Origin of the sequence: Antarcticibacterium sp. 1MA-6-2, from assembly GCF_021535135.1 — a bacterium.
Classification (GTDB): Bacteria; Bacteroidota; Bacteroidia; order Flavobacteriales; family Flavobacteriaceae; genus Gillisia.
On sequence record NZ_CP091036.1, the window covers coordinates 3,846,729 to 3,864,694 of the forward strand.

Consider the following 17,966-nt stretch of genomic DNA (forward strand, 5'->3'; position numbering starts at 1 on the left):
AAAATGTAGGTTGTTTGGATATAATACTTTAAATATTTTATTATTGTTTCCAATCCTGCTTGCTACCTTTGCAATATAGTCAAACACCTAAGAAATGAGTAAGGACAGTAAGAGACGGGAAGCCCTGGTATATCACGCCAAGCCCAAACCCGGTAAAATTGAGGTTGTACCAACTAAAAAATATGCGACGCAAAGAGATCTTTCTTTAGCATATTCCCCCGGAGTTGCAATTCCCTGTCTCGAAATACATAAGGACAAAGAGAATGCTTATAAATATACAGCCAAAGGTAATCTTGTTGCCGTAATTTCTAATGGAACCGCAGTTTTAGGGCTGGGAGATATTGGGCCGGAAGCGTCTAAGCCTGTAATGGAAGGAAAAGGTTTACTGTTCAAGATATTTGCTGATATTAATGTTTTTGATATAGAAGTAGATACTAAAGATGTAGATGCTTTTGTAAATACTGTGAAAAATATTGCGCCAACTTTTGGAGGCATTAATCTCGAAGACATTGCGGCACCGGAAGCTTTTGAAATTGAGAGGCGCTTAAAAGAAGAACTGGATATTCCTGTGATGCACGATGACCAGCATGGGACGGCGATAATATCTTCTGCAGCCTTGCTTAATGCTCTTGAACTTGCGAAGAAAAAAATTCAGAATGTAAGAGTGGTTATCTCGGGAGCAGGATCGGCAGCTATAGCTTGTGCAAATTTATATTTGCTTTTAGGTGTAAAAGTTCAAAACATCGTTATGTTCGATGTGAAGGGGGTACTGAATGAAAGCAGAACAGATCTTTCTGAGCTTCAGAAAAAATTCGTCACTACCAAAAAATATAAAAACCTTGCAGAGGCAATGGACGGGGCCGATGTTTTCCTGGGACTTTCAGTAGGAAACATTGTTACTCCGCAAATGCTTAAGAGTATGGAAAAGCGGCCCATCGTTTTTGCCATGGCCAATCCCGATCCTGAAATTGATTACGATCTTGCTGTTTCGACCAGAAAAGATCTTATCATGGCTACCGGGAGAAGTGATCATCCTAACCAGGTAAACAATGTGCTTGGATTCCCGTTTATTTTTAGAGGTGCCTTAGATGTAAGGGCAACTAAGATCAATGAAGAGATGAAAATGGCAGCGGTAAAATCCCTTGCACAACTGGCAAAAGAAGCGGTTCCTGAGCAGGTGAATATTGCGTATGGAGAGACGAAACTGCATTTTGGACCGGATTATATAATTCCAAAACCTTTTGATCCCCGACTTATTTCGCAGGTTCCTCCTGCTGTCGCGAGGGCAGCAATGGAAAGTGGAGTAGCGAGACAGCCCATACAGGATTGGGAAAAATATGAAGAAGAGCTCCTGGAAAGAATGGGTAGTGATAATAAGGTTTCACGTCTCCTAATGAGCAGGGCTAAAACAAACCCAAAACGTATTGTTTTTGCTGAAGCAGATCATCTGGACGTTTTAAAAGCAGCCCAGATCGTACAGGAGGAAGGGATTGGAATTCCAGTTCTTTTAGGAAAAAAGGAGATTGTGATGGAGCTTATGAACGAAATTGATTTTGATCCTTCCAAAGTAACGCTCATTGATCCCCAATCTAATGAGGAAGCTGTAAACAGGAATATTTACGTGAATGAATATTGGAAGACCCGTTCCCGAAATGGAGTTACAAAATATGACGCGCAAAAGCTCATGCAACAGCGGGATTATTTTGGTGCCATGATGGTGAACCAGGGAGATGCAGATGCTCTGCTCTCCGGTTATTCCCGGGCTTACCCCACCGTGGTAAAACCTATGCTGGAATTAATAGGAATGGCTAAAGGAATAGACAGGGTTGCTGCTACCAATTTAATGAATACATCCAGAGGTCCTTTATTTATAAGCGATACCTCTATTAATATTGATCCTTCGGCAAAGGATTTGGCGAAGATCGCTCTTATGACAGCACGTACCGTGAGGCTTTTTGGTATGGAACCGTATAATCGCTATGATTTCCTACGCAAACTTTGGGTCTTCCAAACATGCAAATGCCAGGAAAGTAAAAGAAGCGGTAGGCTTAATTCATAAGGCTGCTCCCGATCTTAAAGTTGACGGAGAGCTGCAAATTGATTTTGCTCTTAATCGGGAAATGCTGGAAGGTAAGTTTCCATTTTCAAGGCTTGTCGGGAAGAAAGTAAATACATTGATCTACCCTAACCTTGAAGCGGCAAACAGTACTTATAAGCTGTTGAAGGAGCTGAATAAATCTGATTCTATTGGGCCTATTATGATGGGAATGAAAAAGCTTAGACATATTTTTCAATTAGGCGCAAGTGTGGAGGAAATGGTTAATATGGCTGCTGTTGCAGTAATTGACGCACAGGAGAAAGAGAAGCGCATGAATTTAACCCGATAAAATATTTATGAATAAAGGAGAGATTTGTGTCTCTCCTTTATTTTAGTACATTTGAGCATTAACCACTTTCCATAAATGATCCATCATCTAAAGGGGCAGCTTGTTGAAAAAAATCCCACCTATGTTGTTATTGACTGTAATGGAGTAGGATACTTCGTTCATATTTCGCTTCACACTTTTTCCCTGGTAGGAAATGATTCTGAAGTGATAAAATTGTTTACTCATCTGCAGGTAAAGGAGGATTCCCATACTCTCTTTGGGTTTGTAGAAAAATCAGAAAGAGAATTATTCCGGTTGTTGATCTCCGTTTCAGGGGTTGGTGCGAGTACAGCGCGCACGATGTTATCTTCCCTGGAACCAAAGCATATTATGGAAGCAATTGCTTCTGGAGACGCTGCAACTGTTCAAAGCATAAAAGGGATAGGTGCAAAAACAGCGCAACGGGTGATCCTGGATCTCAAGGACAAGGTTTTAAAAGTTTTTGGAGAAGGCGAAGTTTTTATTTCACAAAGCAATACTAATAAGGAAGAAGCGTTATCAGCTTTAGAAACCCTTGGTTTTGCGCGAAAACCCTAAAGAGAAAGTTGTTGATAGAATCATGAAGCAAACCACAGACCCTACAGTGGAGACTATTATCAAGCTGGCTTTGAAGAATTTATAATTTTCATTATCACCACATTGAGGAATAAGTACTTGAAATTGTATCGGTTTTATTTGTTTGGCATTTTCTGGCTTTTTGCAACTTCTCAATCTTTATTTGCACAGGATCCAACAACTGCCCAGGATACTACCCGCACCGGATATGCTACGGGTACTATTTCATTGCCTAATCCCAACAGTATTGTTTCAGCCTACGAATATGATCCTATCCTTGACCGCTATGTTTATACCGAAAGATTAGGTAGCTATAACCTTTCAATACCCCTCATTTTAACTCCGGAAGAGTACCAGGAGCTTGTTATCAGGGAACAAATAAGGGATTACTTTAGAGAGAAAAACAACGCTATAGCCGGAAATCGTGAAGCTGATCCCGAAGCTCAACAGGACCTTTTGCCCAGTTATTATGTGAACTCGAATTTCTTCTCCAGTATTTTTGGGGGTCAGGAAATTGAGGTGGTGCCACAGGGAAGTGTGGCAATGGATTTGGGATTATTATACACTAAACAAGATAATCCTGCATTTTCTCCCAGAAACAGAAGTAACCTCACTTTTGATTTTGATCAACGCATTCAGCTTAGTTTATTAGGGAGAGTAGGGACGCGTTTACAGGTGCTCGCCAACTATGATACCGAGTCAACTTTTGATTTTCAGAATCAGTTAAAGCTGGAATATACGCCTACAGAGGATGATATAATTCAGAAAATAGAAGTGGGTAATATTAATATGCCACTTAATAGTGCCCTCATCCAGGGTGCGCAAAGTCTCTTCGGATTTAAAACTGAATTACAGTTCGGGAAAACCAGGATCACGGGAGTTTTTTCTGAACAAAAATCTGAAAGGCGAACGGTTAATGTTGAGGGAGGAGCGACCATTGAAGAGTTTGAACGCTTTGCTATAGATTATGATCAGGACAGGCATTTCTTTTTAGCGCATTATTTTCGGGATCATTATAACGAAGCACTTGAGAATTATCCCTTTATCAACAGTAATATTCAAATCCAGAGAATTCAGGTTTGGGTAACGAACCGTACCAATAATATTCAAAATCTCAATGATACCCGAAACATAGTAGGTATCCAGGATCTTGGGGAAACAAATGTGGAAGGTAATATTGGCTTGAACACTGTTCCGGCAGGATTTTTTAATCGGCCGCCACTCGCATTTCCCGATAACGCCAATAATGATTTAAATCCGTTTGGAATTACTTACCCGGGGAATCTATTCTAACACCTGCCATAAGAGACATTTCCAGGGTGCAAAGTGGCTTTGGAGGATTGACGGTATCAGAAGGAACAGATTATGCCGTGCTTCCAAAATGCGAGGCAACTTAGGCCTAATGAGTATACTCTAAATACCAGGTTGGGATATATCTCACTTAATCAAAGACTTTCCAATGACGAAATTCTAGCTGTTGCATTCCAGTACACTATCAACGGTCGCGTGTATCAGGTAGGCGAATTCGCTAATGACGGTGTGGATGCCAATATTACTTATGCAGAAGATGGAGTGAGAGTAAATCAAAACCTGATAGTAAAATTATTGAAGAGCACGGTCACAAATGTTAATGAGCCAATTTGGGATCTTATGATGAAAAACATTTACAGCCTTGGCGCTTTTCAGTTGGAGAGAGATGATTTCAGATTGAATATTTTATATACAGATCCTCAGCCCCTCAATTATATCATTCCTGCTGAAGGTGCTAACGTGCCTTTACCTGAAGATGTTGCCGAAACGACTTTGCTGCGGGTCTTTAATCTGGACAGGCTGAACTTTACCAATGATCCTGTGGTAGGAGGGGACGGATTCTTTGATTATGTTCCCGGTATTACCATAGACCCGCAAAACGGCCTGGTGATATTTACAACAGTAGAACCCTTTGGAAAGTATTTGTTTGAAAAACTTGATGTTACTCCCAATTCGGGACCGGAAGAATATGATCTTCCACAAACTTATAATGCCAACCAGGAAAAATACGTTTTCCGCTCTCTCTACAGGACGACGAAAATTCAGGCGGAACAGGAAGATGCTGACAAGAATAAATTTCAGTTAAAAGGAAGATATAAATCTGCCCAGGTTGAAGGAATTCCTATTGGTTTTAACCTTCCGCAGGGTTCTGTAACAGTGACTGCAGGAGGAAGGATATTGCAGGAAGGTGTGGATTATGTAGTGAATTACCAAATGGGAAGGGTACAGATCATTGATGACGCATTACTCGCTTCCAATATTCCTATCCAGGTAAATACTGAGAATAATTCGCTTTTTGGACAGCAGTCTAAACGCTTTATGGGTGTAAATGTTGAGCACCAGTTCAATGAAAATTTTATAGTTGGTGGTACTTTCCTAAATATGCGGGAGCGCCCATTGACACAAAAATCTAATTACAACTATGAACCTATAAATAATTCTATTTACGGTCTTAATGCTATTTATAGTACCGAAGTTCCTTTTCTTACCCGTCTTGCCAATAAGCTGCCAAATATAGATACCGATGTTCCCTCTAATTTTTCGATACGCGGGGAATTTGCGTATCTACAGCCGGGTGCTCCAAATGTGAATAATTTTGACCAGAAGGCTACTACCTATATAGACGATTTCGAAGCTTCGCAAACCAACATTTCGGTTAATAATCCTCTTAGTTGGGAATTATCCAGTGTTCCTCTGGGATTTGGAGGAGAACTCGCTAATGGTGATCTCGCTTCTAATTATAAGAGGGCGAGATTGTCATGGTATACAGTAGATCCAATTTTTTACAGTAGCAGGAGACCGGATGGAATTTCAGATTCAGATCTTTCGAGCTATGCTTCCAGAAGAGTTTTCTTAAGCGAAATATTTCCCAATACCGATGTGATACAGGGGCAGCCACAGGTGATCTATACGATGGATCTAACTTATTGTCCGCAGGAGCGTGGGCCTTACAACTATAATCCTATCGCTGCTGGTGGCAACACCTTGCCAAATCCTTCAGAGAATTTCGGAGGGATTTCAAGAGCCATAAATTCTACCAATTTTGAACAATCCAATGTGGAGTTCATTCAATTCTGGGTGATGGATCCATATATTTATCCTGAAAACGCAGGGAATGAAGGAGGAACACTAACCTTTAACCTCGGGAATATTTCTGAAGATGTCTTAAAAGATGGAAGGAAACAATATGAAAATGGTTTGCCTCCCGACGGTACAGTTTTAAATACAGTGAGTACTGCTTTTGGAAGAGTACCTGCAGACCAGTCTTTAATATATGCTTTTGATACCGAAGGCGAAGCGCGCAGGCAGCAGGATGTGGGGTTTGATGGGCTTAATGATGCCATGGAGAGGACGCAATTTCCAAACTTCGGCAACCTGGCAGATCCTTCGGCCGATAACTACGAATATTTCCTGAATACTACCGGAAGTATAATTGAACGCTATAGAAAATATAACGGAATTGAAGGTAACTCGCCTCCGGAAGTTGGAGATACCAATCGTGGAAATAGTACTCTTCCTACTACCGAAGATCTCAACAGGGACAATACGGTGAATACCATCAACAGCTATTTCGAATATAAAGTACAAGTATTTCCCGGAATGAACATCGACAATAACCAGTATATTACAGATGTTAAAGAAACCACTGCTCCTCTTCCTAACGGGGAACAAATCGCAGTGAGATGGGTGCAATTCAAGGTGCCGATCTTTGAACCTACCAATGCTGTAGGAGGAATAGCCGATTTTCGCTCTATAAGGTTTATGCGGCTTTTCTTAACCGATTTTGAGGAGCGAACTATCCTTAGGTTTGGAACCATGGACCTGGTGCGCGGTGATTATCGACGCTACACGAGAAGTCTTGATCCCGATACTCCGCGGCAGCCTGTAAACAACGATGAAACTTTGTTTGAAGTTACAGCTGTAAATATTGAAGAAAATGAAAACCGGGAGCCCGTGCCTTATATTTTGCCCCCAGGTGTTATAAGGGAAGAGTTGTTTAATAATAATACTAATATCAGGCAAAATGAACAATCCCTGGCATTAAGGGTATGTGGTTTGGAACCTCAGGATGCAAGGGCAGTTTATAAGAATTTCCAGGTAGATATGCGGCAGTACAAAAATCTGGAGATGTTTGTACATGCGGAATCTCTCATAAATGAAGTTCCTTTAAAAGAAGGACAAATGGTTGCCTTCATAAGAATGGGGACCGATTTTACTGAAAATTATTATCAGATAGAAATTCCATTAACTCCAACCATCTTTGGTGCAACTTCAGCTGAGGAAATATGGCTTAGCTTCAAACCGATTACTTCTGCCTTTGGAGCTCCTTCAGCAGGTAAAAACTAAAGTGCTGGGCGACCCCTCATTAATTTCTACTGAAATCAATTACTTTGATGAAGCTCTTAATTTAACCGATCCTGAAGATCCTTATGAAATTGGAGGTTTAAGAGTGGGTATAAAAGGAAACCCCAGTTTTGGGAATATTCGCCTGTTGATGCTGGGTGTGAAGAATGGAACTCCGGAATCGGCTGCTGCCGAGATTTGCGGAGAAGTGTGGTTTAATGAACTAAGATTGTCTGAACTTGATAATGAAGGCGGCTGGGCTGCAATTGTGAACATGGATGCCAATATTGCCGATTTTGCAGATGTTTCAGCCACCGGAAGAAGAAGTACCGTGGGATTTGGTAATCTTGAGCAGGGGCCAAATCAAAGGAGTCGGGAAAATCTTCAGCAGTATGATGTAGTGACAAATTTAAATATGGGGCAGCTCCTTCCGCAGAGATGGGGAATAAGAGTGCCTTTTAACTACAGCAGGGGAGAAGAGCTCATTACTCCAAAATACGATCAGGAATTTTTAGATCTTGAACTTGAGAATCGTCTTGACGCAATAACCGATGCTGATGAACGGGAAAGAGTAGAAGAGCAGTCGCAGATCTATACCAAGAGACAAAGTATTAACGTAATTGGATTGCGTAAGGAACGTGTAGAGGAGGATGATAAGCCTATGCCTTACGATATAGAAAATTTTGCGGTGACAGCTTCTTATAACCAGATCGACCATAGAGATTTTGAAATTGCAGATGCCTTAAGCCAGGATGTAAGGCTGGGGGCTACCTATGATTACAGTTTCGTTCCTTTAAATATAGTGCCATTAAAAAATGTTACTGCTTTAGATAGCAGCGACTACTATGCCATTATAAGGGATTTCAACTTTAATCCTTTACCTACAAATATTACTCTTAATTCAAACATCTTCAGGCAGTACAACGAGCAAAAATTCCGGGAGATCAATTTGAGTGAGAATGATATAGGTATTCCTACACTTTATCAACGAAACTTCATCTTTGACTGGCAGTACAGGATCAATTACAATCTAACCAAATCTTTGCAGTTTAGTTTTAATGCTTCGAATAACCGGATCGTTAGAAATTATATAGACGAAGGAAATATTGCTGATAATACTATAGGTCTCTGGGATGATTTCTTCCAGATAGGAGATCCCAATCAACATTTCCAGACTTTGCAGCTTAATTATGAACTGCCTTTGAGTAAGATCCCTATTCTTCAGTTCGTAAAGGCTACCTATTCCTATACTGGAGATTTTCAGTGGCAGCGGGGTTCAGAAGTTTTTAGAACTATTGAAGGAGTGCCAGATCTTGGAAATTCTGTTCAAAATGCCAGTATCCACCAGGTCAATGCGAATATGGATATGACCAGTCTCTATAAATACCTCAAGTTAACCCCCAGAAGAGGAACACCTGCAACAGTGAGGGAAAGGAGTGCGGCAGTTCCCACTCTTAATCAAACTCAAAAACCAAGACCTGCTGCGGAATCCTCCTTAAGCTCCGGAGACAGAACTTATAATACTTTAATAGGTTTTGCGACGGCCATACAAAGATTGCAGGTTACCTACAGGAGAAATGAAGGTATATTTTTACCTGGGTACACTCCCGATATAGGTTTTATGGGAACTTTAAAACCTACCACAGGATTTACCTTTGGGAGGCAGGAAGATGTGAGGGAAATCGCAGCCCGCAGAGGTTGGTTAACCCTATTCCAGGAGTTTAATCAGCAATATACATCGGTTCAAAATGAGCAGTTGGATATGCAGGCTTCTTTGACTCTTATTCCTGAACTTACTATAGACCTGAGCGCAAACAAAATCTTTTCAGAAACCTATTCTGAAAATTACCGGGTGCTTCCGGGGGAAATGCAATACCAGTCGCTTAACCCTTACACATACGGGAATTTTACGATCTCGACCATTCTTATTAAAACTGCCTTTAGCCAAAACAATTCTGCTTTTTCTGAAACTTTCCAGGAGTTTAGGGAGAATAGGCTTGAAGTGGCGCGAAGACTGGCGGCTGAAAATGGTTTTGATCCCAATGTTACCGATGAGGAAGGTTATCCTATAGGATATGGAAAATCCAGCCAGGCAGTTCTTTTACCTGCTTTTATTGCCGCTTATACTGGTGGCGATGCAGGATCAGTGAAAACAATTGCCTTTAGAAGCTTCCCTATACCTAACTGGGATATAAAATATACCGGATTTATGAGGATGGAATTCTTTAAAAAGAATTTCAGAAGATTTTCGCTTAATCACGGCTACAGGGCTGGTTATACAATAAATCAGTTCCAGTCCAATCTTGATTATGATGCACAGGATCCTTACCAATTTAACCAGGCTAACAATTTCAAAACAAGGCTGCTTTTCTCTAATATAAACCTTACCGAAGTTTTCAGCCCCTTAATAAGAATTGATCTCGAGACTAATGAGGCTATAAGAGTACTGGCTGAAATAAGAAAGGATCGCGCCCTGTCTTTAAGTTTTGACAATAATTTATTGACTGAAATTAAAGGAAATGAATATATTGTTGGTTTGGGTTACAGGATTAAGGATCTGCGAATAGGAACTAATCTCGGAGGTCGCCAAAGGATCTTAAGCAGTGACCTCAATTTTAAAGCAGATGTGGCTTACAGGAAGAACATAAACATTATTAGATATCTTGATCTTGAAAGCAGCCAGGTAATTGCGGGACAGGATCTTTGGTCCATCAATTTTACTGCAGATTATGCTCTTTCCAAGAACCTTACGGCACTCATTTATTATGACCATACTTTTTCAGAATATGCAGTATCCACAGCCTTCCCGCAAACTACCATCAGGTCCGGAGTTACTCTTCGATATAATTTTGGAAATTAGTTAAATGCTGCTTGACTAAAGCAAAGAAAAAATTAACTTTGTCACTTTCAAAAACCAATCTTATGAATATTCCACAAGAATTAAAGTATACCAAAGACCATGAATGGGTGAAAATAGAAGGTGACATTGCTACTGTAGGCGTTACCCATTTCGCTCAAAGTGAATTAGGGGATATAGTATATGTTGAAGTAGAAACTGTAGGCGAAACTCTGGACAGGGAGGAAGTATTTGGAACTGTAGAGGCCGTAAAAACAGTTTCTGATCTTTTCTTACCTCTTTCAGGAGAAATCCTGGAATTTAATGATTCTCTTGAAGGCACGCCTGAAAAAGTAAATTCTGATCCTTATGGTGAAGGCTGGATGGTGAAAATTAGAATTTCTGATGAGAATGAGATTTCAGATCTATTAAGTGCAGAAGAATATAAAGAAGTTATTGGCGGCTAGAATAATCCTTGTTCTCGCTGTAGTTTACACAATTTTCATAACCACCTTATCTCTGGTGCAGCTGGGAGACCTTTCTGTAGGTAATTTTAGTCCTACAGATAAGATGTTGCATACTTGTTGCCTATTTTGGTTTGGCTTTTCTTTGGTTTTTTTACTACATTTTTGTGAAAAGTGAACAGCACTATAAAAGAGGATTTCTTAAACTAGCAGGAATAATAGTGCTTTTTGGTATGTTTATTGAGGTTTTACAAGGAACACTCACAGATTATCGTCAACCCGATTGGGCTGATATTCTGGCAAATACTATTGGTGTTTTAATGGCATGGCTCTTATTTCTAATTTTTCAGAAATATCTTGTACGTGTTAAACATCAGATTACTTCATTTTTATGAAAAAAAATTTTACATTAGCAACCTTTATTAATCTTTAACGAATTATGGTACCCAAGAAAAATCCAAAAGCCGATTTAACCAGACGAAGCGTTCTTTTTCTTCAGTTGGGTCTGATCCTTGTATTATTAATTACTTACGGAGCCATTGAATGGAAGACGTACGATCGTGACGCCACAGATATTGGAACTCTTGACCTGGGAGATCTTGATGATGAAGAAATCCCGATCACAGAAATTCAAAATACACCACCACCTCCGCCACCACCACCACCAGCTCCCGAAATTATCGAAGTTGTAGAGGATGAGGAAGAAGTTGAGGAAGACGTTATTGAGTCTACTGAAACTACACAGGAAGAGATCGTGGAAGTAAGAGAAGTAGTTGAAGCCCCGGTAGAGGAAGAGATTGCTGATGTTCCTTTCGCTGTTATTGAAAACGTGCCAATCTTTCCAGGTTGTGAAGGGATGAGCAACAACGAGCAGCGTAAAAAATGTATGAGTGAAAAGGTTCAGGAATTCGTACAAAGAAGATTTAATACAGATCTTGGAAGTCAATTAGGATTAACCGGAATGAACAGGGTAATCGTGGTTTTCAAAATTGATAAAACAGGAAATATTACTGATGTTCGTTCCCGTGCACCACACCCAAGACTGGAGCAGGAAGCGGCAAGAGTAGTTAACCAGTTGCCTAAGATGCAACCGGGAAAACAACGAGGTAAGCTTAGGGGTGAGTTACTCACTGCCTATTGTTTTCCAGGTACAGGATTAATAATAAAGCTAGTTTATATAAATTCCCGAATTGCACTGCAGTTCGGGATTTTTCTTTTATAGCCCCTCTGGCAGTGAGTACAAAAAAATTGGTATCTTTCGCCCAATTCAACCACAAACTTTCTGCTCCAAATATGAAATATACTGATTGCCTGTTTCTGTTTTTCCTTCCGTGGATGCTTTTGGCCCAAACAAGTATTACAGAACTGGAGACTTATCCCTCGTTTCCTGAATGTGAGAATGAAGATTTCCCTTCAGAAGAAGCTTGCTTTAAAAATACCCTTAGAACTTATATCCTGGAAAACTTTGAACTTCCACCCAAAGTGACCGCGGAAAATTATACAGGAGAAATTTCCATTCTTTTTGAAACCACCAGAGAAGGTAAATTTAAAGTGCTGTATGTAGATGCCATTTATTCTGAATTAAAAGATGAAGTTAACCGGGTATTTGCAAGTTTGCCAGAGGTGCAACCCGCAACTTATAATGGCAGGCCCACTTATGCCCAGTTTAGAATGCCTTTGAAAATTCCCCTGAACTTTCAGGTGCTTACTACGCAGGAAACAACTATTGTTCAGCCGCAAAAAACTGTTGATAAACCAAAAGAACCTACAAAAAAGCCTGTTGCAGAACCGGAAGTTGCAGTTATTTCCTCGAACGAATATGACTCTATTGTTTCTCTTCCATTTAGATCGAGGGAGCCGGAGAGTAATCTCAACATCCCTTTTTCTCACGAACGCTATTCCCGCTTTGACGCAGAAATGAACAGAATTGGGACAAATAGTCACACTGCTTCCAAACCATTTATATATAAAGACGTTTCAAAGTATTACGATTTTGAGCAGGAATGGGCACAGATGCAGAAGAATACTTCGAGTTGGTTAGGCCGTAAAATCTGGAATGAACATCTGGTGACTTTTCAGAGGGAGAATTATTGGTTTACCGGAGATATTGTGTTGGACCTTCAACTGGGTAGAGACTTTCAAAGCGAATTCGATTTTACTTATAATAACACCAGGGGAGCAGTTTTCCAGGGTGGTTTGGGAAAAAATCTAAATTTCTATACTGTGGTTTTTGAGAGCCAGGGAAGATTTGCAGATTATTTTAATCAATATGCTGAAAGTATCGCACCTTTTATGGGCAGCGGGGTGGCGATTATTCCGGGAAGGGGTATAGCTAAAGATTTTATGGACCAGGGTTACGATTATCCTGTAGCTGAAGGATATTTATCCTATAGTCCTTCAGAATTTTTTGATATACAATTTGGTCACGGAAATAATTTTATAGGAGATGGTTACAGGTCTTTATTGATGAGCGATAATCCAGGTCCTCATCCTTACCTCAAGTTAAATACCAGTTTCTGGAAGTTGAAATACACCAATACATGGATGTCATTGAGGGATGTAAGAGAAGAAGTAGCCACTGAGGGTTCTTACCGAACCAAATATATGGCGAACCATTATTTAAGCCTTAACCTTACAAAAAGGTTTAATCTGGGATTATTTGAATCTGTAATCTGGCAAAATGACAATGGGCGTGGTTTTGATATCAATTATCTCAATCCCGTGATCTTTTACAGGTCTATTGAATTTTCAACAGGAGCCAGGGGAGGTAATGCGATCATAGGAATTACCGGGAAATATAAGTGGAGCAATAAAGTGAATATGTACGGGCAATGGCTCATAGATGAGTTCTCCTCGGGTGAGGTATTTGGTGGAGAAGGAAGCTGGAAAAATAAGCTGGGCTTCCAGCTGGGAGTGAAATATTTTAATGCTTTCAATGTAGATAACTTGTATTTGCAGGCAGAGTATAACCAGGTGAGGCCCTATACCTATTCCCATAATTCGGTCGTACTCAACTATGGGCATAATAATCAGTCTATGGCACATCTATGGGGCGCAAATTTTAGAGAATTTGTTGCTATAGGACGTTACAGGAACAACAGGTGGTACGGTAGTGCCAAATTGATATTTGGAAAACGAGGCTTTGATTTTAATAATGAAAAAGACGGGGCTTATTACGGCGGAGATATTTACAGAAGTGAGAGAGAGCGGGCTTTTGATACAGGTGTAAAGATTGGCCAGGGAAACACCACAACCTCCTTTTTTTCTGAACTGGAAGCAGGTTACATTGTTAATCCCGTAACTAACCTGAAATTCTTTGGCAGTGTCATCTTCCGGAATTTTGATCCCCTGGTTAACACTACAGAAACCTTCAGTAGTAACACGGTATGGCTAAACATTGGGCTTAGAACCGATATCTTTAACTGGTACTTTGATTATTAAACCCCAGCAAAAAAATTCCGAAGAGAGATAAATACAGGTTCACGAAAATTTATATTCAGGTTTAAAATTTTAAAATGTTCTTCACATCTTAGGTTTTTAATTGAAAGGTGAGCCGGGGATTAACAGCTTCTTTGCGAAAGAAAGTAGTTGGTGGAACCGCTGTGAAGTGGTGCTGCAATACCTTGAAAATTAACTATTTTCCGCTCTTGCCAAAACCCAATTAAGAAGTATCTTTGCAACCAAATTAAAATGGCCTTTTTGAGTAATACCCGTGTACATACTCCTGCAGTATCTGTACTTTCAGATTTTAGGGAGATCACTAAAATGCGACTGGCAATAAGCGTGGTTTTTTCCTCGGTAGCTCATTATTTTCTTGGTGCTGAGGTAATAGATTTCGTTACAGTCTTACTTTTAGCAATTGGCGGCTATTTAATGGTGGGGGCCTCCAATGCTTACAACCAGATCATCGAGAAAGATCTGGACGCTTTGATGGATCGTACCAGGAACCGTCCTCTCCCTGCAGAGCGAATGTCAGTAAATTCGGCATTTATAATAGCCAGTTCCTTTACCATTCTTGGATTAATTGTACTGTACATTATAAACCCCAAAACGGCAATGTTTGGGGCAATAAGCATATTTCTTTATGTAAGTGTTTATACACCTTTGAAGACCAGGACACCACTTTCTGTATTTGTAGGAGCTTTTCCCGGTGCTATTCCTTTTATGTTGGGTTGGGTTGCGGCCACAAACGATTTTAGTATTGAACCCGGGACTTTGTTCATGATCCAGTTCTTTTGGCAATTTCCGCATTTTTGGGCTATCGGGTGGTGGTTATATGACGACTATCAAAAAGGAGGATTTTTTATGCTGCCCACAGGAAAAAGAGATAAAGGAACAGCAGTACAAATTGTGCTATACACCATCTGGACCATTCTGGTTTCGATAGTACCGGTTTTTGGGGTTACAGGTAAACTGTTTCTTACCCCGCTGGCAGGAGTACTTGTTTTTGCTTTAGGGCTTGGAATGCTCTATTACGCAGTTAATCTTTATCGCAAGAGGGATGCAGCATCAGCAAAAAAATTAATGTTCGCAAGTGTTTCTTATATCACTCTGCTTCAAATAATATACGTTTTAGATAAATTTTTGAGACCATGGATTTAACCGAAGGAAGTATAGACCACAAGGTAGGTAGGGCAAAAAAAATGATGCTGTGGTTTGGTATCATAAGTATGGTCATGATGTTTGCAGGTCTTACGAGTGCTTATGTAGTAAGTAAAAGCTTACCAGATTGGGTTGAAGGTTTTGAAATTCCCGGCTCTCTATATTGGAGTACTCTAGTGATCATTGTTAGCAGTATTACGATCATTCTGGCAAAGAGAAGTATAGCTTCAAATAACCGGAAGGCAGGAACAGCCTGGTTAATGGCTACACTTGGCCTTGGGATCGCCTTCGTGGTTTTACAGTTTCAAAGTTTTTCTGAAATTATATCTGCAGGATACTACTTTACCGGAAGTGAAAGTAATATTACCACCTCGTTCATTTACATAGTGGTTTTAGCCCATCTTGCCCACCTTACAGCAGGCCTTATAGTGCTTTTAGTGGTAATTTATAACCATTTTAAACAAAGGTATTATCCGGGTCAAATGCTTGGATTCGAGCTTGGTGCGACCTTTTGGCACTTCCTTGATGCCCTGTGGGTCTACCTGTTTCTGTTTTTATATTTCTTCAGATAAGAAATTTGCGTATTTTTGCCCATAACTTAAATTCAATATCTCCATATGGAAGCTACTGTTACCAGAACAGGCACCGAGGGTAAGACCTGGGGTGGTGGAAACGAACCCCTGAGAGCAAGCTACGGTAAAATGATGATGTGGTTTTTCATCCTTTCTGATGCTCTTACTTTTTCCGGATTCCTCGCAGCTTATGGTTTCTCCAGGTTTAAATTCATTGATTCCTGGCCAATTGCCGATGAGGTTTTTAATCACTTCCCCTTTCTGCATGGCGTAGATGCTCCTATGTATTATGTTGCATTAATGACATTCATTCTTATTTTCTCCTCTGTAACTATGGTTTTAGCGGTAGATGCAGGACACCAGATGAAAAAAGGGAAGGTGGTTTTTTATATGTTCCTTACTATTATTGGAGGGGTCATATTTCTTGGTTCACAGGCCTGGGAATGGAAAAACTTTATTAAAGGTGAGTATGGTGCAGTGACTACAAACGGTGGTAATATCCTTCAGTTCGTAGACCAGGATGGTCATCGTGTAGCACTTGATGAATTTGTTGTGGCTGCACCTACAGAGAGAGTTCAGCGTACCAGAGATAATGCCTTATGGTTTACAGATGAACCAACTTTACCTGCATATACAATTCAGGATGTACAGGCAGGTTTCCAGGCGCACCCCGATTTACTGATCCGGACTCAGTCGTTAAATGAAGACGGGGAGAAAACTGTGCTTACCCGTGCAGAATCTGAATTAAAGCTTGAAAAAGAAGGTGCAGGAATCGTGCAGGGTGCGAATCTTTCTCAAAATGAATATGGAGTTCCTTTGTTTGCAGATTTCTTTTTCTTCATTACAGGATTCCATGGTTTCCACGTATTTACAGGAGTACTTATAAATATTATTATTTTCTTCAACGTGCTTCTTGGAACTTATGAGCGCAGGGGAAGTTACGAGATGGTTGAAAAAGTGGGACTATACTGGCACTTTGTTGACCTTGTTTGGGTATTCGTCTTTACCTTCTTCTATTTGGTATAATTCTGAAATTTAAAAAAAATGGCACATAGCTCTACACATCATCATGAATCTAATACCGGGCGAATCTGGAAAGTATTTATTATACTTTCTGTAGTTACTCTTGTTGAAGTAGTACTTGGTATTATTAAACCTGATTTCCTTGTTGATACCACCTTTTTAAGTATGAAATTACTTAACTGGATATTCATAATTCTTACAATATACAAAGCATATTACATTGCCTGGGCATTCATGCACCTGGAAGGGGAGTCAAAAGGTTTAAGACGATCCATCGTCTGGACTTCTCTATTTCTAGTAGGATATTTAATTTTTATTCTTTTAATAGAGGGGGATTATATTTATGAAGTCTACAGGACCAATAAAGTAGCCTGGGACTTTTAAGTGATCTTAAGTTAAAAAAGCAATTAAAGACGGTTTATTAAAACCGTCTTTTTATTTTTGTACTCCCTAAGAAAGGTTGTTTTCATGAAGAAGTTTTTTGTTCTTGCAGTCCTGTTCCTGTTGCCAATAACGGCCTACCTTTTCTTTGCTTCGGGGGTAAATAACTTTGCTAAGCTTCCCGTATTAACCAGTGGGGTTAAAAACATTGAAAACCTTACTACCTATGCAGATTCTACAGTTTCGCTGGAAGGTAATATTAGTGTTGTAGCATTTTTTGGTACAGATCCTGAAGATCTACAGGGAAATACTTTTAATCTTGACCAAAAGATCCTGAGGAACTTTTACGGGTTTCACGATTTTCAGTTTTTAATAATTCTTCCTGAAGAAGCCAAAGAGGAAGCTGCAAAATTTGTTGATGAGTTTGATGAAATTACAGATCCTTCTCATTGGAAATTTGCCTTTGGAACCAGAGAGGAAGTAAAAACAATTTTTGAAAGCTTTGATACAAATCTTGAGCTGGATGATAATCTCCAGACACCTTATGTTTTTATAATTGATAAGGATTTGAATCTTAGAGGAAGACTGGAAGATGAAGATGTTGGCAAAATGTTTGGCTACGATTCGCGTTCAGTGTTTATATTGAACAGTAAAATGAAGGATGATATGAAGATAATCCTTGCTGAATACAGGCTGGCCTTAAAGAAAAATAATACCAGATCAACAAACTAAT

At 39.9% G+C, this 17,966-nt stretch carries 9 protein-coding genes and 4 pseudogenes; all 13 read left to right on the top strand.

Annotated features, from left to right (window positions below):
• Positions 1–94 precede the first annotated feature (94 nt).
• The 13 genes and pseudogenes from LZ575_RS19455 (at position 95) to LZ575_RS19510 (ending at position 17,965) form a co-directional block, all read left to right on the top strand.
• Positions 95–2,387: pseudogene (locus LZ575_RS19455) on the top strand (NADP-dependent malic enzyme).
• 75 nt (positions 2,388–2,462) lie between these two features.
• Positions 2,463–3,048: pseudogene (ruvA, locus tag LZ575_RS19460) on the top strand (Holliday junction branch migration protein RuvA).
• A 161-nt stretch (positions 3,049–3,209) separates the two neighbouring features.
• Positions 3,210–7,358: pseudogene (gene sprA / locus LZ575_RS22975) on the top strand (cell surface protein SprA).
• On the top strand, positions 7,330–10,215 hold the full coding sequence (gene sprA / locus LZ575_RS22980; protein WP_255702707.1) for a cell surface protein SprA: 2,886 nt from the start codon (positions 7,330–7,332) through the stop codon (positions 10,213–10,215). The pseudogene sprA (LZ575_RS22975) and the gene sprA (LZ575_RS22980) overlap by 29 nt, the downstream one beginning before the upstream one ends.
• 62 nt (positions 10,216–10,277) lie before the next feature.
• Positions 10,278–10,658, top strand: coding sequence for a glycine cleavage system protein GcvH (gcvH, locus tag LZ575_RS19470; RefSeq protein WP_235326661.1), 381 nt, complete (start codon positions 10,278–10,280; stop codon positions 10,656–10,658).
• Positions 10,659–10,822: 164 nt separating this feature from the next.
• Positions 10,823–11,050 (top strand): VanZ family protein, encoded by a 228-nt coding sequence (locus tag LZ575_RS19475; RefSeq protein ID WP_235326663.1) that lies wholly within the window; start codon positions 10,823–10,825, stop codon positions 11,048–11,050.
• Between the two features lie 44 nt (positions 11,051–11,094).
• Positions 11,095–11,815: pseudogene (locus tag LZ575_RS19480) on the top strand (energy transducer TonB).
• A gap of 133 nt (positions 11,816–11,948) precedes the next feature.
• Positions 11,949–14,096: a gliding motility protein RemB gene (locus LZ575_RS19485; protein ID WP_235326666.1), complete on the top strand. Its 2,148-nt coding sequence runs from the start codon at positions 11,949–11,951 to the stop codon at positions 14,094–14,096.
• A 258-nt stretch (positions 14,097–14,354) separates the two neighbouring features.
• On the top strand, positions 14,355–15,257 hold the full coding sequence (gene cyoE / locus LZ575_RS19490; protein WP_235326668.1) for a heme o synthase: 903 nt from the start codon (positions 14,355–14,357) through the stop codon (positions 15,255–15,257).
• Positions 15,248–15,829: a cytochrome c oxidase subunit 3 gene (locus LZ575_RS19495; protein WP_235326670.1), complete on the top strand. Its 582-nt coding sequence runs from the start codon at positions 15,248–15,250 to the stop codon at positions 15,827–15,829. The genes cyoE and LZ575_RS19495 overlap by 10 nt, the downstream gene beginning before the upstream one ends.
• Positions 15,830–15,874: 45 nt before the next feature.
• Positions 15,875–16,855 (top strand): cytochrome c oxidase subunit 3, encoded by a 981-nt coding sequence (locus LZ575_RS19500; RefSeq protein ID WP_235326672.1) that lies wholly within the window; start codon positions 15,875–15,877, stop codon positions 16,853–16,855.
• 18 nt (positions 16,856–16,873) lie between these two features.
• A complete protein-coding gene (locus LZ575_RS19505) occupies positions 16,874–17,236 on the top strand; it encodes a cytochrome C oxidase subunit IV family protein (protein ID WP_235326674.1) in 363 nt (120 codons plus the stop codon).
• An 84-nt stretch (positions 17,237–17,320) separates the two neighbouring features.
• On the top strand, positions 17,321–17,965 hold the full coding sequence (locus tag LZ575_RS19510; protein ID WP_235326676.1) for a hypothetical protein: 645 nt from the start codon (positions 17,321–17,323) through the stop codon (positions 17,963–17,965).
• Position 17,966 lies beyond the last annotated feature (1 nt).

What these genes read in the sequence shown, in the direction of transcription:
- gcvH (WP_235326661.1), top strand. Translation starts at nt 10,278, where the DNA reads ATGAATATTCCACAAGAATTAAAGTATACCAAAGACCATGAATGGGTG.
- LZ575_RS19485 (WP_235326666.1), top strand. Translation starts at nt 11,949, where the DNA reads ATGAAATATACTGATTGCCTGTTTCTGTTTTTCCTTCCGTGGATGCTT.
- LZ575_RS19495 (WP_235326670.1), top strand. Translation starts at nt 15,248, where the DNA reads ATGGATTTAACCGAAGGAAGTATAGACCACAAGGTAGGTAGGGCAAAA.
- LZ575_RS19500 (WP_235326672.1), top strand. Translation starts at nt 15,875, where the DNA reads ATGGAAGCTACTGTTACCAGAACAGGCACCGAGGGTAAGACCTGGGGT.
- LZ575_RS19505 (WP_235326674.1), top strand. Translation starts at nt 16,874, where the DNA reads ATGGCACATAGCTCTACACATCATCATGAATCTAATACCGGGCGAATC.
- LZ575_RS19510 (WP_235326676.1), top strand. Translation starts at nt 17,321, where the DNA reads ATGAAGAAGTTTTTTGTTCTTGCAGTCCTGTTCCTGTTGCCAATAACG.